Raw genomic sequence first — 18,229 nt, 5'->3', positions numbered from 1 at the left:
CCGGAAGCCGCGGGGGGAGAGGAGAGGCCTGCGGAAATAGAGAATAAGGAGGAAACCAGTGAACTGAAGGAAGGAGCCATGAGCTCATTATGGCTGAAAGTGAAGTCAGGACGCTCAGGAACGTCGTCATAATCTACTTTGTGGTATTTGTCCTGAAGCTTTCCTTCTATTTCCTGAGCGGGGTGATGGTCCTCTTCGCCGAGGCCCTTCATACCCTCTGTGATCTTTTTATCTCGGGCTTTCTGCTGATTGCCCTCATATGGTCAGGAAAGAGTGATGACGAGCGCCACCGCTTTGGCCACGGGAGGGCTCAGAACGTGGCGGCCCTTGTGGCGGCAACGCTCTTCATCTCCTTTACGAGCTTCAAGCTCTATGAAGAGGCGATTCCAAGGCTTATCCACCCCGAGGAGGTCCATTACCGGAACCTGAATTACGTGCTGGCAGTCCTCATAATTTCCATGGTGATAGCAGCGGCGCCTCTTCTTGACCTCATAAGGCAGAAAAAGCGCGGCGCGGCCGCCAAGGCCCAGATGCTCGAGCTCATCAATGATGAGTTCGGCCTTTTCGCCGCCCTTTTCGGCACCCTCTCGATCATGAGGGGCTTTCCCCAGGGCGATCCCATAGCCTCTCTGGCAGTCGCCACGGTAATCGCGGTGAACGCCGTGCTCCTTTTCAGGGAGAATCTGAACCTCCTGCTGGGCGTTTCCCCGGGCAAGGCCTTCATTGATAAAATAACGGGCATAGCGGAAAGCTTCAAGGGAGTTCTGAATGTGCACAACATAAGGGCCGAATATGTAGGCCCCGAGACGGTACACGTCGATCTTCACATCGTAGTGCCGAGAGGGATGCTCATCGAGGAGGCAGACAGGATCTCAAAGGAAATGTCCATGAAAATCAAGGAGGAGACAAACTCTCTTTACTGCACCATCCATGTGAATGCCGCAAAGGAGGATCCGCAGGGCACTGCGGGTATTTCCTCAGGCTGAGTGACCGGGCGGGCGCTTTCCCTGGATGATGGTGTATTTCAAGAGGCCGTGTGCTTCAAGGGAGCTGAAGCCCGCGTTTTTCATCCACCTTTCAATCTCGCTTTTCCTGTAAGACCGGCCCCCCTCGGTGTTGAGAAGCATGTTCACCGAAAAGAGGGCGGGCTGAAGGGGGGCGCAGCCGCTCTCGTCCAGCATGTATTCCTTTACCACGAGGCACCCTCCCGGGTTAAGAGCGTCATAGGCCTTGCCTATCATCAGGCCGCACTGCTCAGCATTGTTGCTGTGGAGCACGTTTGACATCAGCACCAGGTCATAACCGCTGCCATAATCATCTTTCAGGAAGTCGCCCTCCCGCAGTGAGACGCGGCCTTTCATCCCGTATTTTTTTACCAGCTTCGCCGTGACGGCCAGGGTGAGGGGAAGATCCATTATTACCGCGTGGATATCGCCTTTGCGCTTTATAATCTCGAAGGAGTGCGTTCCGGGGCCTCCCCCCACGTCCAGCATCCTTTTCACGGCGCCCAGGTCAAGGCTTTCCGCGAGGGCAGAGGCGGCATCAACGGCGGCACCCTCCATGGCAAGGATGAACTCCCGGGTTTTCCTGCCGTTCTCATGGAGGTATCTGTCCTGAACCCGGCTCTTCGCAGGCCTGCCCGATTTCACTGTCCGCCCCAGCAGGGCCCATCGGTCCCAGGCATTGCGGTTATGGGTCACGAGGGCACCCAGGTATGACGGTGATGACTTTACAAGGTAGCGCGAAGCCTGGACGCTGTTGCGGAAGATCTCACCTTCCTTTTCCAGCAGCCCCATCGCGGCAAGGGCGTTAAGGAGGATTTCCACGGCACGGGCATCGCAGCGGAGCCCTTCCGCCAGCAGCTCAGAGTTCCCGGGGGCCTTTTCAATGAGGTCGAAAACTCCCATGGAGTGGCCGGCGAAAAGGACAGCCGACTGGCGGTAAGCGTTGCTTATCTCCATTACACCTGCAGCAGTGAGTGCGGAATCATGGGGCATGGTATCTCTTCTGGCGCCTTTCTATCAGGTGCGCGTGGAAAGAAATCTCTGGAGCTTTCCCGTGAGGTGGTGAAAGTGAGCCCTCAGCTCCAGGAGCTTTTTCTCAAGCTCGGACTGTGACTGCTCTTTGAATGACGTGAGATCGACGGCCAGGAAATCAATGGGCTCATCGGGATCTTCTGCCCCTTTGTGCAGGTCCTCGCGTGCTTCAGGCTTTTTCTTTCCCATATCAGAAAAGTTAAGCATTTTCTCTCTTTTTCCTCTTTGTATCGTACCACAAGGGGGGCGCCTGTCAAGACTCGCCCTCCTGCCCATGAAGCGAAGGCCGGCAATGCAGGAAAAGGAGATGCCTTTGAGAATACTTCAGGGAGAAACGATGACGAGGAGGAACCATGGAAGAGAAGGCAAAGGATTTTTCCACAGTGGCGGGCACGTTCCGGAAAGCTCTTGAAGATGCCCTCAAGGATATCGGCGATATCAGGGATGAAATTCCCCAGGAGCTCCAGAGCGCGAAAAAGAAGATAGACAGGCTTGAGGGCGCCATCAAGAAGCAGAAGCAGATACTTGAGAGCTTCATCGCGGGCGACAAGAAATAGGACCTGCCGATATCGCCGGCAGGCTCGGCGGAATAAAAAAAGAGAGGCTCGGGCCTCTCTTTTTTATTCTCCCTGCTATGCCTTTACCTTGTCATCGGCAAAGATTACCGACGTGAGGTATTCCTTGGCATTCTTTCTGAATATGTTGTCCATCATCCCCCTGTATTCCATGTAGAAGTTCTCCTTCTCGTCCTTGGGGAAGTCGCTCATCGCGATGGCATGCCTGATGATGGGATCAAAATGCTCGTCGTAAAACTCGATCATCTTGTCGTCGATGTTCTTGAAGTTCTGGTCGCAGAACTCCTGGAAGAGCTCCATGTCAAAGTACTCGCGGCTCAGCTCCCTGGCATGCTGGTATTTCTCCAGCGCCGATTTCCTGGGATTGTTGAGGACATCGAGGTACTTGTTCTGCTCCATGTCGATGCGCATGTCTTTCCCGGTGACGGCGCAGAAGGTGGTCCATTTCGCGAGGGCACAGATGACCCAGGGGAAATGGACATGGAGCGAGGTGAGGTTCGAGTCGGGGCAGGCGTTCGCGAAGTCTATGGGATAGATGACGCCGTCCTTGACGACGGCCTCGAATGAATTGTACGTCCACCGGTGGTAGCCGTTGATGAAGAGGGAGTAGCTCGCGATCCTGTCAAAAATATCAGGGTCCATGCGGACTTTTTCCGGGCTGTAATGCTCGTGAAGAGGCTTGTCAGGCATGTAGCGCATCGGGAGCACCTGGGGGCCTATGGACATGCAGCGGATGAAGATGTCAAAATCGTCAATGCCCTCCTGGAGGTGGAAGACCTTCCCGCCGGTCTCGTCGTATTTCTCATAAAGCTCTTCCAGGGAGTTAATCTTGAACACATCGCTCCCGCCTCCGCCGAAGGCCTTTTTCAGGTAGAGGGGGAACTTGTTGTGGAACTTCTTTTCCACAGTATCCAGGATGTAGTTCCCCTGGCAGTAGAAGAGCTCGCGCATGATCTTGTTCTTCTCCTCGAAGTTGAGCATGCGCTGGAAGTCATGGTTTACCTTTTCCCAGTCTGTCGTTCTCCTCTGGTCGTCGAAGCCATGCTTGGTATATTTTATGATGAGGCTCTGGTAGTATTCCCACTTCTCCTGGTTGCGCTGGTCCTCGGTGTAGGGGCCGAACTGAGGGAGGAGCACCGTCGTAGGGAGGCGGTCCTTGGGATGCATGGCCCTCGCGATGAGGTCATAGGTGCTGTGCTTGTCGTGGTTCCCAAAGGTGTTGCTGTGGTTGATGATGTTCATCTGCGAGTTGATGGCCTGCTGGGCCCAGCACTTGAAATAGGCGTTCCAGTGCACCGTGCGGTCGATGATGAAATCGGCCTCGTCATTGAGGGACTCCCCGCATACTATGGGCTTTGCAATTACCCTCCCGAGCTCGATGTCATATTTCTTCTTTTTCCACTGGATGGTGGGATTGAGGAACGTGAGAAATTCCGTCAATGCCATGCGCATGCTCCAGTCGTACGACGCAAAGATCTTGATTTTCTTGACTTCCATGGGTCCTCCTCGTTTTTTGCTCTGGTGGCGGATACTTTTTTTTAGTGACAGGCTCTCCAATACTCTTTTCCATCAAGGTGTTTTTTCCTTCTCGCCTGAAGGCGCAATAATTGAGCGGCAGGCGCGCTTCAGGTAGTCCAGGGCTTTCTGGGGCTTGCGGAGCCCCCTTGCAAGGGTTCTGATGCCCCTTTTCACCTGTCTTGCCACAAGGGGCTTTTTTGGCGTGCCAAAGACCACTTTAAGGATTTCACCGCGATTCTGTTCCTCTCCCAGGGAGAGGCAAAAGGCCGTCTTGCCGGAATGGCCCGTGATGAGGGCAAGGTCCTTCCTCAATGGCTTCAGGCCGTCAAGGAGGACGCGGAGCCTGTCACGGCTCCCCATGGATATTACCGCCATCCCGCCGGGGGCAAGGAGGGAGAGAAGGGCCTCCAGGGAGCCGGTGCCGATCTCTATAAGATTATCGCGGAGAAGCAGGAGATCAAAGAGGCACTCGCCGCTGAATGAGCCTTTGAGGCGCTCAAGCGCCGTTTCAGCATCGCCGCTCACGAACCTTGTATAGCCTTCATAGCCCACTTCCCCGAGGATCATCGTCACGTGCTCAGGGGTGAGGGCTTCGCGGGGCCATTGCACCCCTTTCCATGTATCGATGCCGTAAAATTCGACACCCGGGTTGGCTGCCCCCACAATGCAGGCAGGGTTGACCATGCGAGCAAAGGTATCGATGAACCTGGCAGGATAATAGGAAAGGCTGAACCAGGCGAGGGCGCAGAGTACTTCCCATTCGGCGGTGCTCCGGGCAGGGGCATGGAGGTATCTCCTCACGTGCCGTGCCACATCCCGGTGCCTCATCTCTTCGCTGAACTCTTTCGCCGTCTTTCCGCTTTTTGTGAGCATCCCCTGGAATGGTGCCACCGGATGTGCTTTCGCCTCGGCCTGCAAAGTGACCGCCTCAAGCTTCTCCTCTCCGAGGCCCCAGTCTTCGTCGTTTGCACAAGGGGCCGGGCTCACCACTGTGGGATTCTGCACGGCATTGGGCCAGAGTCCCTGGATGGATCCCCGCCAGTGCTTCATATGGAAGAGTGCCACGCCTATCCCCGAGAGATCCATCCAGGGATAGCGCTGTGTCACGCGGAGGGTGTACTCCACGTCAATCCATCCCTGCCCGATGAGCGATTCATTGTAGCCGCGGCATTCATGCCAGATTGAGCGGTGCATGAGCTGCCCCGCTCCTCTCCCTCCAAGCCCCGAGGGCCCCTGATCTCTCGGCAGGAGGCCGATGTTGAGGGCGAGGTAGCGCTCCCACTCGGCAATGCTTGGCTCGCGCTGCACGAGCTCCCATGGGACCTGGTGGCGCGAGAAGAAGAAGAAGGCTTTTTCGACGTCAAGAGGAAGGGAGAGCCTTCCCTCGAGCAGATCGATGACGCCCTTGACAGAGTAGAGGGGAAAGAGGCTGTCGGCATCAAAGATCATCAGATATTTTCCCTGTCCCCTTCTTATGCTCGTATTGATGGCGCATGAAGGGTAGAAATCGCCGTCAGGCCTCTTGCGCCGCGTTATCTCGCGGGGCACGTAGACAAAGCGGGCAAGACGGGCCCCCTCGGCAGTGAGGGTAAGTGCCCTGGAGAGGGGCACATCGCTTCCCCAGTCGGTGACCATCACCTCGAGATCGTCGAGTTTATCAAGCTTTGCAAGGTTATAGGCGAGAAAATTAATGCAGGTGCTTATACGGTAAATGAAATTGCCGTAATAGGTGTCATTTCTCCCTGTCACCACAAGGGTTAAAAGCTTCTGCCCATTATCGCTCATGGTCAATGCCTTCCTGCGGGGAGGGAGGAGCAGATCTTATCAACGACGGCCTCCCTGTCAATTCCGCAGATCCCATGGATATTGTTCCTGCCGCCGTAGGCATAGTAATAGCGGTCTTTTATCCCCACGCGCACAAGAGGCTTCAGGATGCCGCTGTCAGCCATCAGCTCCGCCAGAATGCTTCCCAGGCCCCCTGCAAGGAGATGCTCTTCCAGGGTCACTACGGCAGGCACCGCGGCTATGAGCTTCACCAGAGCTTCCTCGTTGAGGGGCTTGAGCCTGTAAAGATCAATGACTCCCGCGTCCACTCCTTTTTCCCTGAGATCCTCGCGGACCACCAGGGCCCTCCTGATTATGGTGCCAGTGGCGATGATAAGGAGATCGCGTCCCTCGTGGTGCACAAAGTGCCCCTCCTGGAAGGTCTCCCCGGGAGGATAAAGGGGAGGGACGGCCTCCCTGTCAAGCCGCACATAAGAGGGCCCCTCGAGGGTGACAGTCATCTCGGCGAATCGGGAAGCCATGACACTGTCAGAGGAGTTGAGGATTGTCATATGGGGCAGCACACGCATGATGGAAACGTCCTCGGTGGAGTGGTGGGTAGGCCCCGAGTCATCGTAGCTGAAGCCCGAGCCCACGCCCACTGCCGTGATGGGAAGGTTCATGAGGCTCATGTCCACCTTGATCATTTCATAGCAGCGTGATGTCACAAAGGGCATGATGGCGTAAAGGTAGCACTTCTTCCCTTCAAGGGCAAGGCCCGTCGCCACGGTCACCATGTTGTGCTCGGCAATGCCCACATTGATGAACTGCGGCCCCAGGTCGCTCCGGAACCGGTCGAGGCTGGGAGCTCCCATGTCGGCGCTCACCACGAAGATATCCCTGTTGCTTTTCGCTATGTCGTAAAGCTTGTTGAAAAATGCGTCTCTCATTGAAAGGTGACTCATGCCTTCAGCTCCTTTCTCAGCTCGGCCAGTGCCTTTTCCGCCTCTTCGCCTGAGGGCGCCACACCGTGCCAGAGGATCTGGCTTTCCAGGAAAGAGACACCTTTCCCTTTCACGGTGTTGGCGATGATGGCCAGAGGCTTCTCGGACTTTCTCTCCCGGACGCCCTCGAGGACCCCGAGAAGGGCCTCCATTGAGTGGCCTTCAACGTTCACGGCGTCCCAGCCGAAAGCCTGCCATTTCTCCGTGAGGGGCTCGAGCTTCACGATGTTCTCGGTGAAGTCGGTGACACAAAGCCAGTTCCTGTCCACGATCGCCACCATGTTGCTGAGCCTGTGGTGGGCTGCAAAGAGGGCTCCCTCCCAGATGGAGCCCTCGTAAAGCTCGCCGTCGCCCAGCAGGGTGAACACGAGGTGGCTCTCGCCGTCATATCTTGCCTTGAAAGCCATCCCCGCGGCGATTCCCAGGCCGTGGCCGAGCGATCCCGTCGTCACTTCCACGCCGGGCACGTCATGCTGGAGGTGGACGCCGAACATGCCCTCGGCTTCGCAGAACTGCCCCAGTCTGCAATGAGGAAAGAAGCCCAGGTCTGCAAGGAGCACGTAGAGTATGGGGCTTGCCTGCCCCTTGCTCAGGATGAACCTGTCGCGGCCCGGCCACCGGGGCTCATCAACCTTGTAACGCATGACGCCGCCATAATAGAGGGCTGCCAGGATCTCGGCGCAGGAGAATGAAGAGGTGACGTGGCCCGTCCTGGCCTTCACGCACATCTCAAGGACGCCGCGCCTGAGGTCCATTGCCTTCTCCATGAGGGCTTTCAACTTTTCTTCCATAGAGGCTCCTCCTTCACATGGTCTCGTTCAAGTCTGTGCGATGCCATTTCCATTATCTGCTCCGCCGTGGCGGCGCCGAATTTTGCCGTGATCATCGAGAGATAGCGGGGATTCGTGTGGTAGCGGTGAAAGGCCTCGTCGCGGAAAGCGAGGACCTCGGCGCCCGTCAGGTAACGGGTGGGGAGGGGAAGGGTTCCCTTCGCATGCTGCGAGTAACCGCTCCATTCAGAGGGGAGAGGCCATCCCTCGTGCCGGGCGGTCTCGTAGAGCTGCGAGCCGGGGTATGCCATGGCGCAGTAAAAGTTGGCGAACTCGCAGTTAAGGTCCAGTGCCAGGGCCAGCGTCTCCTCCATGCGCTCCAGGTTGTCCTCGGGGAGGCCGAAGAGATAGTTGGCAATCACGCTTATCCCCTCGCTGCGGACATATTCAATGGTCCTGATGATCTGCTCCTGGTCAAGCTTCTTTTTCACGTCATCGCGGACGGCGGCGCTTCCCGACTCGATGCCGAAACAGAGCCAGTTCACTCCGGCCTTCTTGAGAAGGGGGGCCATTCCCTTCATGGTATCGATACGCGCATAGGCCCAGATATTAAGATCGTAGCCCCTCTCCAGGATAAGATCGCAGAGCCCCGTGACGTGCTTCCTGTTGAAGACGAACATCTCGTCGGCGATCTTGATGTTTTTCACGCCATAGCGCTTTACGAGCATGTCAATCTGTGCGATTACCGCCTCGGGGCTCCAGTAGCGATAGCTGTTGATCCCCCGGCGCATGCCCTGTGCCCGCTCCCCGTTCCTGAAGGGGGCCTGGATACAGCAGTACGTGCAGTGAAAGGGGCAGCCCAGGGTAGTATACAGGGATGCGTAGGGCTTCCGGGGAATATCGCCGAAACAGTGCCAGTTATGGGCCCTGTAAAGCTCCATCGGGAGGAGATCCCAGGCGAGGGAGGGCATTTCACGGTCCAGGTCGCTGATGAGAGGCGAAGGCGAGGTAAAAGCTGCCTTTCCCTCTTCACGGAACCAGAGATCGGGCACTTTGCGGAAGTCCGGTGACGGCGTCTCCAGGGCTTCCTGCAGGGCAACTATGGTGTGAGGGCCTTCGCCGCCGCAGATGTAGTCCACCTCTTCCTCCATGAGCGTCCGTTCCGGCAGGGCAGCCACATGGCCGCCCACCATGAGGCTCCTGACACCTGGTGCCCTTTCCCGGAGCGCCCGGGCGAAAGCGCCTGCAGAAGGCATGACCTGGGTAGACGCCGAGGGGTTCTGCCCGTATGCGACAATCACTGCCAGGGGAGCCCCTGAAGCGGCAGCGCGGTCTGCCGCCTCCCCGGGCTCAAGCCCTTCAGCATTTGCGTCTATGATAAGCACCCTTTTCCCTTTCAGGCGGGCAAATTCAGCCAAGAGCCCTGTCCATATGGGAGGCTCGATGGCTGAGAGCGTCGAGCCCAGTGACTGGTACAACGATTTCCTGTCGCCAGGGTTTATAAAGACTATGTCTGTCATGGCGTGCACCTTGTTTTATTTGACAGGGGGGCGCCTTTTGCCTCTATGGAAATCTGTTCATTTCTGGTGTATCTCAAGAAACTCCTTTACCACCTCTATAAAATACTCAAGATCTTCGCGCTCCAGGTCCTGATGAACGCCGATGTGAATCCCGTGTGTCCCCACGTATTCCGCGCCGGGAAACTCACCCGGCGTCCTGCCCAGGAAGGCGAATCCGGGGCACTGCGTGGGCATCGAGGCGAAGAGGCTCCTTGTCTCGACACCTCTGGTCTCAAGGAAGTAAGAAAGGCTGGCGCGGGTGAAGGTGGCTTCTTTGCCCACAATGAAGGGAAAGGCCATGGGGCCTATCTTTTCATGGGGCTCCTCGCGGAAAGTCGTCAGGTATGGACAGAACTGCCGGAAGTGCTCCATCAGATAAAGGAGATTCCCATGGCGCTTTGCCAGTATCTCGTCATAAAGATCCATGTTGCCGAGGCCCACTGCGGCTTCAAGCTCGTTCATCTTGCAGGAGTAGCCTATCCTGTCGAAGCGGAACCTTATGTCCTCGCCGTCATCACCGCTGAAGCGCTTCCGGCAGAAGGCCGACGCCGTGTTGAGGGAGCACTGGCGGCATGTGCATCCCCTCCCATGGGCCCTGAGGGACCTCAGGATCCCGGCGTATTCCTCGTTATCGGTGATGATGATTCCGCCTTCTACTGTAGAGATGATATGGGCAAGATAGAGGCTGAAGGCCCCCATATCGGAGAGAGTGCCCACGGGCTTTCCCCTGTAAAGTGCCCCGATTGCCTCGGCGGCGTCCTCTATTACCCGCAGATCATGCTTTTTGGCGATTTCTCCTATGGCATCCATGGCGGCCGGCTTTCCCATGAGGTGCACCGGCATGATGGCCCTGGTTTTCTCCGTGACGGCCCTCTCAATGAGGGAGGGATCGATGTTGAGAGTTTCCGGGTCTATATCAACAAAGACGGGCGTGAAGCCTCCATGGATCACGGCATTTCCTGTTGCCACGAATGAGAGAGCAGGGACTATCACCTCGTCGCCTCTTTTGGCGCCGAAATCGTGGAGGACCGCCAGGGCAAGCACGTCGGCATCGGTGCCGCTCGACACGGCCACGGCCTCCCGGGAGCCCATGAGGGCTGCGAAGCGCTCCTCGAAGAGCCGCACGTACTTACCGCCCGAAACCCTTGCCGAATCGAGTATTTCCCTGATGAGCCTCTTTGACTTTTCCGGAATGGTGATGGTGCCGAAAGGGACTTTTCTCCCGGTGCTCACACACTTGTCCTCCCCTTGTGAAAATTCCCGGTTCTGAGGCCTCTGAGCCACTCATAGGTCAGCCCGAGGCCCTGCCTCATGGTGGTACGCCCTTTCCATCCAAGAGAATCGAGCCTTCCCCTGTCAAGTATCTTGACGGGCATGCCGTCGGGCTTCGTGGGGTCAAAGAGGATCTCACCGCCGAAGCCCGCAATTTCCTTTATCATCTCTGCGAGATCAGCTATGGATAAAGCCTCGCCTGACCCGATGTTGACCGGATCAGCGGAATCATAGCGCTCCAGGAGAAAAATGACTGCGTCGGCCACGTCGTCAATAAACATGAATTCCCTCCGGGCTTTCCCCGTGCCCCACACTTCCAGGGAGGAGGCCTTTTCTTCCATGGCCCTCTCTGTTCTCACCATAAGGGCTGTCACCACGTGGGAGTTCTCTTCGTCGAGGTCGTCACCGGGGCCGAAATAATTGGTGGGAATGGCGGAGATAAAGGGTGAGCCATACTGCGACGAGAAGGCGCGGCAGAGCATGAGCCCTGCGAGCTTGGCCATGGCATAGGCCTCATTGGTGGGCTCCAGGGGGCCTGTAAAAAGATATTCCTCCTTCATCGGCTGAGGGCACAGGCGGGGGTAGCAGCATGAGCTTGCAAGGTAGAGGAGTTTTTCCACGCCGGCACGGTGGGCCTCGCCTATGATATTCGACTCGATGACCAGATTGTCGAGCATCAGGTCTGCCGGATGCTTCCGGTTCATTCCGATACCACCTGATTTTCCTGCCGCCATCACCACATGAGTCGGCGAGGCCTCCCTGAAAAGGGAGCGGACCTCGGGGAGACTGGTGAGATCGGCTCTCCTCCCGCCTTCCCCGGGGACAAGCCGGTACCCTCTCTCAATGAGAGCTCTCGCGATAGCGGCGCCAAGGGGCTTATCGGCGCCTGCGACGAAAACCCGCGAATTCCTATCCATGGGGCACTTTCTTTCCCTTTCCCCTGGTCCCGTGCCGGGGGCTTTCCCGGGTCGGGCAGCCAAGCTCCCTGAAGGCCTCTATATTCTGGGAGAGCCGCGCTTCCTCTATATCTCGGTAGTCTTCCTCGTGCTCGCAGAAGATTATCTGGCTTCCCGAATATTCAAATTTGAAAGGCACATAGATAAGCCTGCCGAGCTTTTCCCTCACTGCGGCCTGGCACCCTGGCGGCACGAAGAGGAGCATGAACCCCCCGCCTCCCGCTCCCGTGAGCTTTCCCCCGAGAGCGCCAGAATGGCATGCCGCCTCGTAAATTTCGTCCACGTAAGGGTTTGACACGCTGGTGCTGAGGCTTCTCTTGGCCTGCCAGGCTTCAGCCATCAGCTCACCGAAGGAGCGGATGTCTCCTTTGCTGTTGAGAATAGAGAGCCCTTCATCGATGAGCTCCCTCATGAGCCTGAGCTGCCTTTTTTTTGCCGCCATGTCCTGCACGTAGGATCCTGCTATCTCCGAGGCGGTGCGCTTTACGCCGGTATAGAAAAGCATCAGGTGGGAGTTCAGCTCCCTTATGCGGTCGCTTCCCACGGTGATGGGCCGCACGCTGATCTCGCCGTTCTGCATGAAGGTCACATGGTTGAAGCCGCCGTATGCCGCAAGGACCTGGTCCTGGGAGCCCACGTTCTCCCTGAGGACCTCCTGTTCAATGTGGATGCTCTCCATGGCAAGCCTGTGGGTGCTGAGCATCTCCCCTTTAAGGGCATAAAGGGCGTTGAGGAGGCCCACGGTGAACGAAGAGCTTGAGCCCATGCCGCTCCTTGCGGGAAGATCGCCGTCATGGTGGATCTCGACGCCCCGCTCGAAGCTGAGGAAGCGGAGTATCTCCCTGGCGGCGGGGTGGCCTATCTCGCCCACGGTCTGGCAGTCTTCGATCTTTGAATAGACTACCCTTATCCTGTGCTCGAAGAAAGGCGGCAGGTAGCGGCAGGTGATATAGCAGTACTTGTTTATCGTCGTGGCGAGGACGGCGCCGCCGTGCTGGCGGTACCACTCCGGGTAATCGGTTCCGCCGCCGAAGAAGGAGATTCGAAAAGGTGTCCTGCTTATTATCATAATTACCGGTGCTCCTCGAGTACCATGCTTGATTTCGCCATATATTCCGACGCCTCCATGAGGTCATTGACCACTATAAGCCCGGGATAGGCGCTCCCGAGCTCTTCTTCCGTTCTCTTGCCATAGCCTGTTCTCACCAGGAGAGGCACTGCTCCGACGGCAATGCCCAGGTCGATATCGCATTTCTTGTCGCCAATCACGAAGGACCTGGCAGGATCTAATCCAAGCTGTTCCGCCGCCTGCCTTATGAGCCCGTCCTTCGGCTTCCTGCAGCGGCAGTTGTCTTCCGGCACGTGGGGACAGTAAAATATCCCGTCAAGGGTAACCCCCTCGCCGGCAAGCAGTGTCACAAGCCTTTCATGGATCTCGCCGAGGCGCATTTCGTCTATGAAGCCCCTCCCCACGGCAGACTGGTTGCTCACGACGATAATGCCAAGGCCTTTCTCTTTCATCTGCCTCATAGCCTCCGCCGCACCAGGCAGCAGCGCCACCTGCCCCGGATCAGAAAGGTAATGCCGCTCCTCGATAAGAGTGCCGTCCCTGTCAAGCACCACGAAAGGGGGGGATCTTTTCCCACTCGTCATTGTTGAAAAACTCTTGAGCCTCTCTGAAAGTTTCCGGTGTGCCTATATCCAGAAAGGGGCCGGGGCTCCGGTACCCGAAAAGCCCCCTGCCGGCCAGGGCGGGAAAGAGATCGCGCTCAAGCGAGAGGGGCTTTCCTTCCGGTATGCCGGCGACAGTCCCGCCCGTGATGAGATATATCCCCGCATTGATGAAACCGGGCCCGCCGCTTGAGTCCTTTTCGATGAAACGGTGAATGATTCCTTCATTGTCCACGTCAACACAGCCGAAACGGCTTGTGTCGGCGACCTCGATGAGCACCATTGACGTTGACTCCCCGTGCCTTCCGTGGAACTCAAGGAATTCCCGCGGTGAGAAGGAGCAGAAAGAGTCCCCGTTAATGACAAGCATCAGCGGCGACCGTACGCGGGAGAGGGCGAGACGGAGTGCCCCTCCTGTCCCAAGGGGTGATGATTCCCTTGAATAGGCAAGTTCCATTCCGCTGTAATGGTCTCCGAAGACCGACTCGACCTCTTCCCCCTTGTAGCCGGTGGAGAGGACGGCGTGCCTTATCCCCGCACGCCCGAGGAAATAAAGCAGGTAGGCCAGGAAAGGCCTGCCGTTCACCGGCGCCAGGGTCTTCGGCCTGTCGGGAAGGACTGACCTGAGTCTTGTGCCGAGGCCCCCTGCCAGAATTACCGCCGTAAGGTCCTCAAAGCCTTCCATGATACGCCCTTTCTTCACGCGTTCCGGTAAGGGCCGGCCTTCATCATCCTGTAGCCCTTGACAAGCTCCCTGATGCCATCCTCAAGGGAGCGCTTCGCCTCAAAGCCCGCCTCCCTGAGCCTCCTGTTGCTCACCACGTAGTTTCTCTTGTCGGGGTCGCTTCCCACTTCTGAGAAGTGGAGGTAAAGCCCGGGGAGCACCTCTTTTATCCTGAGAGCCAGCTCCTCCTTTGAGAGGTTGGCCTCTTCAAGCCCCGCGTTGTAAGGCCGTCCTGCCATCTTCTCGAAATGGGTGATGCAGTGGATGAAGCAGTCGGCCACATCCCTGATATGGATATAGTTGCGCTTGAAATCCTTTTCAAAGATGACAAGGTAACGGTCCGTGAGGGCCCGGTACACAAAATCGTTCACCAGCAGATCGAGCCTCATGCGCGCTGACATGCCGAACACGGTGGCAAGCCTGAGGGTGATGACGTTGCTGCTCGAGAGGAGCTCCTTCTCGGCATCGACTTTTGTCTGCCCGTAAAGGGAGATGGGCTCGAGGGGAGTCTCCTCGGTGCAGAAGGTATCGCCTGTTTTCGTGCCGTAGCCGCTGTTGGTCGTGGGATAGACGACGAGCTGCTGCGGCGAGCGGAGCCTGTTGATGAGGCAGATCGCCTCGTAATTGACGCTGCGGGCAAAGAAAGGATCCCTGTCGCATGCGGGGGCACCCACGAGGGCCGCGAGGGGAATGATCACATCGGCATGCCTGAGGCATTCGGCAAGGATCTTCTCGTTGCGCGCATCACCATGCACAAAGTCGAAGTTCTTATGGGCGCAGAGGTGAAAGAGGCTCCCCTGGCCGTGCATGAGGCTATCCAGCACCCTGACGGAGAAACCTGCAGCCAGAAGATGCTCGCAGAGCACCGAGCCGAGGTAGCCGGCGCCACCGGTGACAAGAATACTTTTGCTCATAGGAGTCCCTCCTTCTCATAGTGTCTCAATATATTCGTTTCATCGAGCCGCCGGCTCTTCCGGCAGGGGCTCCGGTTTTAAGGCCAGCGCCCAGCGGTGGTAGTTGAAGAGAAGACGCCCTCTCGCCGCCAGCTTCCTGAGCTTCACTGCAAGCACCCAGAGGGCTCCCCTGAGGCGTCCCCAGAAAGAAAGGCTCTGGTAAAGGGGCACAGGCTCAGAGAAAACTGTCCAGAGCGAAGGGGCAAGCGACGCGGCCGCCATTGCAGCCGCCCGCAGAAGAAGCCAGAGAGACTCCCGGGAATTGCCCGCGGCGGCGGTGCCGTTTTTTTCCCTCTTGAGGACCTTGTCAATGTCTTCCATTGATTTTTTTTCAACAATATCGGGAAGAAGAAGGGCCTCATCCTTCACCATGTCCCCTGCCGTGAAAGTGAAGGGAAAGGCCGTGAAATGCCCCTTATACTCTACTATCCTGTAAGACCCCCGGGATTCGCGCTCCACAGGGAGGCAGCCGGAGAGGTACCCTCCCCGGGGGCAGCCCGGGGAGGAGACAAGGCTCATAAGCCTGCGCTGCACAGAGTCCACGAAGCTTCGAGATAAAGGGCTGTGCTCCTGGAGGCATCCCTGGCGGAGCGTGCTCACAAGGAAGCTCTTGAAGAGGGGGAAATACTTGTCGAGAGCGAGGGAATCCACTTCCTTCTCAAGCGCTTCCTGGCTCGCATAAAGCGAGGGGAGATTTCTTATCCTTCTCACGACGGCGCCCAGGGGGCTTATGAACGGCGATCCTGCCCATATCCCCTCTTCCAGAGTTCCCAGGCGGCCCGAAGCGACCCATTCCTCGACGAAGGTCTCCCTGTCCGTGTTCCACAGCAGCGGGAGCTTCGAAGGCAGTTCCTGGATGGTGGCACCGCCAAGATGGGTGACGGCCACATGGGGCGTACAGCGCACCTTGAAGCCTGCCTCCCATACCTGGAGGCTGTGACAAAGATCATGATAGTATTTTCTGTATGACGGGCTGAAGCGCAGGTGCCTGATTTTCCTCATATCGATGAGGAGGAGCGCGCTGCAGAGGCACTGGCATTCTCTGGGCTCCGCAGGGGTGTCGGTGAAGTGGGCGTGGGTTCCCAGGCCGTCACCGAGGAGGTAGATACCCGAATGGGTGAAGACGCCGTACCTGTCGATGTGGGAGGGCGATACGACGGCCGTATCGCTGTCCAGCGAAGCAATGAGCCCCTCGAGCCAGCCTTCCCCGACGAAGACATCATCGTCCATGAGCACGAGAAAATCTGATGAGGTCATTTCCAGAGCCCTGTTCATCTCGCGCGCATGGTTGAAATCCGGGCTTCTGCCGTTGTCCATTATGATGAGCTCGCAGGCATCGGTGTGCCTTTTCACCAGGGAGATACTTTTCTTCGCGAACCATCGCCGCATATCACCGGTGACCATGCAGATTGTCGCCCTGGGGGTGCTCATGGCATCAAGGGGGCGAGATAGGCTTCTACCTGTTCCAGAGATACTTTCTGCATATCCTTTTTCTCTCTCCAGGCATGGGTCCAGGAGAGAACCATGTCGAGGGCATAGTCAAGGTTCCAGCGGGGCGCCCACCCGAGAAGCGTGAGAGCCTTTGAGCTGTCAAGCCTGAGGAAGCCCGCCTCATGGGGCTTTTCGCCTTTTTTCACGAGGTAGCGCGCCCCGCCTTCCCACCGGGAGGAGAGATAGTCAACAATTGAGAGGACCGTCCTTGCATCATCATAGGCAGGCCCGAAATTCCAGGGCCCTCCCCATGCGTATCCCTCATGGTAAAGCTTTTCTGCAAGCATGAGGTACCCCAGGAGGGGCTCAAGCACGTGCTGCCACGGCCTTGTGGCCTCAGGATACCTTATCATGACAGGCTCTCCCGCCAGAAAGGAGTTGATGCAGTCGGGGACAAGCCTTTCAGCTGCCCAATCCCCCCCGCCGATTACGTTTCCCGAGCGGACTGTGGCAAGCGCCACGCCGTGGTCATTGAAGGCTTCGGGGTTGAAGAAGGAGTTCCTGTAAGATGAGGTGATGATCTCCGCACAGGCCTTGCTTGCCGAGTAAGGATCGTATCCCCCCAGGGGCTCGCTTTCCCTGTAAGGCCAGAACCATTCCCTGTTCTCATAGACCTTGTCGGTGGTCACGATGACGAGCGCCTTGACGGAGGGGCATTTCCTCACGGCCTCCAGAAGGTTCACCGTGCCCATCACGTTCACTTCGTAAGTCTCGAAAGCCCTGCGGTATGACTCTCTCACGAGGGCCTGTGCCGCCATATGGATGACCACCCCGGGGGAAAAGTCACCTACGGCCCTGGCCAGGTCTTCGCCCTTCCTGATATCGGAAATAGTGGAGACCATGCAGCTGTCCAGGCCGGCGAGTGCGAAAAGGGATGGTTCCGTGGGAGGGGGGAGGGCATACCCGGCGACAGTGGCGCCAAGGTGAGTGAGGACAAGGGCAAGCCATGCTCCCTTGAAGCCCGTGTGGCCCGTAAGAAAGACTTTTTTCCCTCTCCAGAAGCAATGGTCATTCATGGTGCGCTCCATATTTTCCAGGGCGCCCTGCCCGACTGCCACTGCTGCTCAAGGACCTGCCGGTCTCTCAGGGTATCCATGGGCTGCCAGTATCCCTTATGAAGGTATGCTTTCAGCTCGCCCTCAGCAGCGAGCTTTTCAATGGGCTCTTTCTCGAAATAGGTGCTGTCATCGCTGATATAATCGAAAACCTCCGGCTCAAGCACAAAAAAGCCTCCGTTTATCAAGGATCTGTCCCCCTTTGGCTTTTCCTTGAAGCCTGTCACGGTATCATTGTCTCCCAGCTCAATGGCGCCGAACCTCCCCCCGGGCTGCACGGCGGTAACGGTGGCTTTTTTCCCATGGGATCGGTGAAAGGCCAGGAGTCTGCCGATATCGATATCGGCGACGCCGTCACCGTAGGTGAGCATAAAGGGCTCATTGCCGATATAGGAAGCAACGCGCTTTATGCGGCCACCTGTTGCCGTTTCAATGCCTGTGTCGGCGAGGGTGACTCTCCAGGGCTCCGCGGCGGGACTTTGATAGCATATCGTCTCCCTGTTGTTGCTGAAATCAAAGGTGACATCGCTTGAATGGAGAAAAAAATGGGCAAAATACTCCTTGATGACATACCCTTTGTAGCCCAGGCAGATGACAAACTCCCGGAATCCAAAATGGGAGTAAATCTTCAGGATATGCCACAGAATGGGTTTTTCCCCGATCTCCACCATTGGCTTGGGCCGCAGGTATGATTCTTCGCTGATGCGGCTTCCCATGCCTCCGGCGAGTATGACGGTTTTCATGAGTTCAATTGACAGGATTCACCCCGGGGGTGCCCGCTCTCCTTCCCTGAGCATAGGTGGTTATAAATGGCAATATTCTTCAAAGAAGGATGCTCTCCTCCGGTGCCGCGAAAATCCTCTTTCGCGTTGACAGGGAAA

Annotated in this window: 18 protein-coding genes; 2 read left to right on the top strand and 16 right to left on the bottom strand. The window is 57.2% G+C overall.

Annotation, left to right across the window (positions count from 1 at the left end; genetic code table 11):
- Window positions 1-89: 89 nt before the first annotated feature.
- Window positions 90-986 carry a cation diffusion facilitator family transporter gene (locus tag RDV48_01795; protein ID MDQ7821507.1) on the top strand — a complete coding sequence of 299 codons (897 nt, stop codon included), beginning with the start codon at window positions 90-92 and terminating at the stop codon, window positions 984-986.
- Here RDV48_01795 and RDV48_01790 read toward each other — a convergent pair.
- A complete protein-coding gene (locus RDV48_01790; protein MDQ7821506.1) occupies window positions 978-1,997 on the bottom strand; it encodes a methyltransferase in 1,020 nt (339 codons plus the stop codon). The genes RDV48_01795 and RDV48_01790 overlap by 9 nt on opposite strands.
- Window positions 1,998-2,021: 24 nt before the next feature.
- Window positions 2,022-2,243 (bottom strand): hypothetical protein, encoded by a 222-nt coding sequence (locus RDV48_01785; protein MDQ7821505.1) that lies wholly within the window; start codon window positions 2,241-2,243, stop codon window positions 2,022-2,024.
- 146 nt (window positions 2,244-2,389) lie between these two features.
- Between RDV48_01785 and RDV48_01780 the strand changes: the two genes are divergently transcribed.
- Window positions 2,390-2,593: a hypothetical protein gene (locus RDV48_01780; GenBank protein ID MDQ7821504.1), complete on the top strand. Its 204-nt coding sequence runs from the start codon at window positions 2,390-2,392 to the stop codon at window positions 2,591-2,593.
- A 75-nt stretch (window positions 2,594-2,668) separates the two neighbouring features.
- On the opposite strand, the gene RDV48_01775 is transcribed toward RDV48_01780, so the two are convergent.
- The 14 genes from RDV48_01775 to rfbF all read right to left on the bottom strand — a co-directional run bounded on the left by RDV48_01775 (window position 2,669) and on the right by rfbF (window position 18,091).
- A complete protein-coding gene (locus RDV48_01775; GenBank protein ID MDQ7821503.1) occupies window positions 2,669-4,108 on the bottom strand; it encodes a hypothetical protein in 1,440 nt (479 codons plus the stop codon).
- A 72-nt stretch (window positions 4,109-4,180) separates the two neighbouring features.
- Window positions 4,181-5,914: a hypothetical protein gene (locus RDV48_01770; GenBank protein MDQ7821502.1), complete on the bottom strand. Its 1,734-nt coding sequence runs from the start codon at window positions 5,912-5,914 to the stop codon at window positions 4,181-4,183.
- A 2-nt stretch (window positions 5,915-5,916) separates the two neighbouring features.
- Window positions 5,917-6,858, bottom strand: coding sequence for a transketolase C-terminal domain-containing protein (locus tag RDV48_01765; protein ID MDQ7821501.1), 942 nt, complete (start codon window positions 6,856-6,858; stop codon window positions 5,917-5,919).
- Window positions 6,855-7,688: a transketolase gene (locus RDV48_01760; GenBank protein MDQ7821500.1), complete on the bottom strand. Its 834-nt coding sequence runs from the start codon at window positions 7,686-7,688 to the stop codon at window positions 6,855-6,857. Before RDV48_01760 ends, RDV48_01765 begins: the two co-directional genes overlap by 4 nt.
- Window positions 7,673-9,187 (bottom strand): radical SAM protein, encoded by a 1,515-nt coding sequence (locus tag RDV48_01755; GenBank protein ID MDQ7821499.1) that lies wholly within the window; start codon window positions 9,185-9,187, stop codon window positions 7,673-7,675. Before RDV48_01755 ends, RDV48_01760 begins: the two co-directional genes overlap by 16 nt.
- A 57-nt stretch (window positions 9,188-9,244) precedes the next feature.
- Complete coding sequence (locus RDV48_01750; protein MDQ7821498.1) at window positions 9,245-10,459, bottom strand: DegT/DnrJ/EryC1/StrS family aminotransferase; 1,215 nt, start codon at window positions 10,457-10,459, stop codon at window positions 9,245-9,247.
- Window positions 10,456-11,415: a GDP-L-fucose synthase gene (locus tag RDV48_01745; GenBank protein MDQ7821497.1), complete on the bottom strand. Its 960-nt coding sequence runs from the start codon at window positions 11,413-11,415 to the stop codon at window positions 10,456-10,458. Before RDV48_01745 ends, RDV48_01750 begins: the two co-directional genes overlap by 4 nt.
- The gene (locus RDV48_01740) at window positions 11,408-12,523 is read right to left on the bottom strand and encodes a kinase (protein ID MDQ7821496.1); all 1,116 of its coding nucleotides are present in this window, start codon (window positions 12,521-12,523) and stop codon (window positions 11,408-11,410) included. Before RDV48_01740 ends, RDV48_01745 begins: the two co-directional genes overlap by 8 nt.
- Before the next feature lie 2 nt (window positions 12,524-12,525).
- Window positions 12,526-13,107: an HAD family hydrolase gene (locus tag RDV48_01735; GenBank protein ID MDQ7821495.1), complete on the bottom strand. Its 582-nt coding sequence runs from the start codon at window positions 13,105-13,107 to the stop codon at window positions 12,526-12,528.
- Window positions 13,067-13,810, bottom strand: coding sequence for a nucleotidyltransferase family protein (locus tag RDV48_01730; GenBank protein ID MDQ7821494.1), 744 nt, complete (start codon window positions 13,808-13,810; stop codon window positions 13,067-13,069). Before RDV48_01730 ends, RDV48_01735 begins: the two co-directional genes overlap by 41 nt.
- A gap of 14 nt (window positions 13,811-13,824) precedes the next feature.
- On the bottom strand, window positions 13,825-14,763 hold the full coding sequence (locus RDV48_01725; protein MDQ7821493.1) for an NAD(P)-dependent oxidoreductase: 939 nt from the start codon (window positions 14,761-14,763) through the stop codon (window positions 13,825-13,827).
- A 39-nt stretch (window positions 14,764-14,802) separates the two neighbouring features.
- Complete coding sequence (locus tag RDV48_01720; GenBank protein ID MDQ7821492.1) at window positions 14,803-16,206, bottom strand: glycosyltransferase; 1,404 nt, start codon at window positions 16,204-16,206, stop codon at window positions 14,803-14,805.
- A 23-nt stretch (window positions 16,207-16,229) separates the two neighbouring features.
- Window positions 16,230-17,309: a CDP-glucose 4,6-dehydratase gene (rfbG, locus tag RDV48_01715; GenBank protein MDQ7821491.1), complete on the bottom strand. Its 1,080-nt coding sequence runs from the start codon at window positions 17,307-17,309 to the stop codon at window positions 16,230-16,232.
- Window positions 17,306-18,091 (bottom strand): glucose-1-phosphate cytidylyltransferase, encoded by a 786-nt coding sequence (rfbF, locus tag RDV48_01710; GenBank protein ID MDQ7821490.1) that lies wholly within the window; start codon window positions 18,089-18,091, stop codon window positions 17,306-17,308. Before rfbF ends, rfbG begins: the two co-directional genes overlap by 4 nt.
- Between the last annotated feature and the right edge of the window lie 138 nt (window positions 18,092-18,229).

This window comes from Candidatus Eremiobacterota bacterium (assembly GCA_031082125.1).
GTDB lineage: Bacteria > Vulcanimicrobiota > CADAWZ01 > CADAWZ01 > Ess09-12 > Ess09-12.
This window is presented reverse-complemented; position numbering and strand designations above follow the sequence as displayed.

What these genes read in the sequence shown, in the direction of transcription:
- RDV48_01765 (MDQ7821501.1), bottom strand. Translation starts at nt 6,858, where the DNA reads ATGAGTCACCTTTCAATGAGAGACGCATTTTTCAACAAGCTTTACGAC.
- RDV48_01740 (MDQ7821496.1), bottom strand. Translation starts at nt 12,523, where the DNA reads ATGATAATAAGCAGGACACCTTTTCGAATCTCCTTCTTCGGCGGCGGA.
- RDV48_01795 (MDQ7821507.1), top strand. Translation starts at nt 90, where the DNA reads ATGGCTGAAAGTGAAGTCAGGACGCTCAGGAACGTCGTCATAATCTAC.
- RDV48_01760 (MDQ7821500.1), bottom strand. Translation starts at nt 7,688, where the DNA reads ATGGAAGAAAAGTTGAAAGCCCTCATGGAGAAGGCAATGGACCTCAGG.
- RDV48_01785 (MDQ7821505.1), bottom strand. Translation starts at nt 2,243, where the DNA reads ATGCTTAACTTTTCTGATATGGGAAAGAAAAAGCCTGAAGCACGCGAG.
- RDV48_01725 (MDQ7821493.1), bottom strand. Translation starts at nt 14,763, where the DNA reads ATGAGCAAAAGTATTCTTGTCACCGGTGGCGCCGGCTACCTCGGCTCG.
- RDV48_01780 (MDQ7821504.1), top strand. Translation starts at nt 2,390, where the DNA reads ATGGAAGAGAAGGCAAAGGATTTTTCCACAGTGGCGGGCACGTTCCGG.
- RDV48_01735 (MDQ7821495.1), bottom strand. Translation starts at nt 13,107, where the DNA reads ATGACGAGTGGGAAAAGATCCCCCCCTTTCGTGGTGCTTGACAGGGAC.
- rfbF (MDQ7821490.1), bottom strand. Translation starts at nt 18,091, where the DNA reads ATGAAAACCGTCATACTCGCCGGAGGCATGGGAAGCCGCATCAGCGAA.
- RDV48_01790 (MDQ7821506.1), bottom strand. Translation starts at nt 1,997, where the DNA reads ATGCCCCATGATTCCGCACTCACTGCTGCAGGTGTAATGGAGATAAGC.
- RDV48_01720 (MDQ7821492.1), bottom strand. Translation starts at nt 16,206, where the DNA reads ATGGTCACCGGTGATATGCGGCGATGGTTCGCGAAGAAAAGTATCTCC.
- RDV48_01730 (MDQ7821494.1), bottom strand. Translation starts at nt 13,810, where the DNA reads ATGGAAGGCTTTGAGGACCTTACGGCGGTAATTCTGGCAGGGGGCCTC.
- RDV48_01755 (MDQ7821499.1), bottom strand. Translation starts at nt 9,187, where the DNA reads ATGACAGACATAGTCTTTATAAACCCTGGCGACAGGAAATCGTTGTAC.
- RDV48_01770 (MDQ7821502.1), bottom strand. Translation starts at nt 5,914, where the DNA reads ATGAGCGATAATGGGCAGAAGCTTTTAACCCTTGTGGTGACAGGGAGA.
- RDV48_01775 (MDQ7821503.1), bottom strand. Translation starts at nt 4,108, where the DNA reads ATGGAAGTCAAGAAAATCAAGATCTTTGCGTCGTACGACTGGAGCATG.
- rfbG (MDQ7821491.1), bottom strand. Translation starts at nt 17,309, where the DNA reads ATGAATGACCATTGCTTCTGGAGAGGGAAAAAAGTCTTTCTTACGGGC.
- RDV48_01745 (MDQ7821497.1), bottom strand. Translation starts at nt 11,415, where the DNA reads ATGGATAGGAATTCGCGGGTTTTCGTCGCAGGCGCCGATAAGCCCCTT.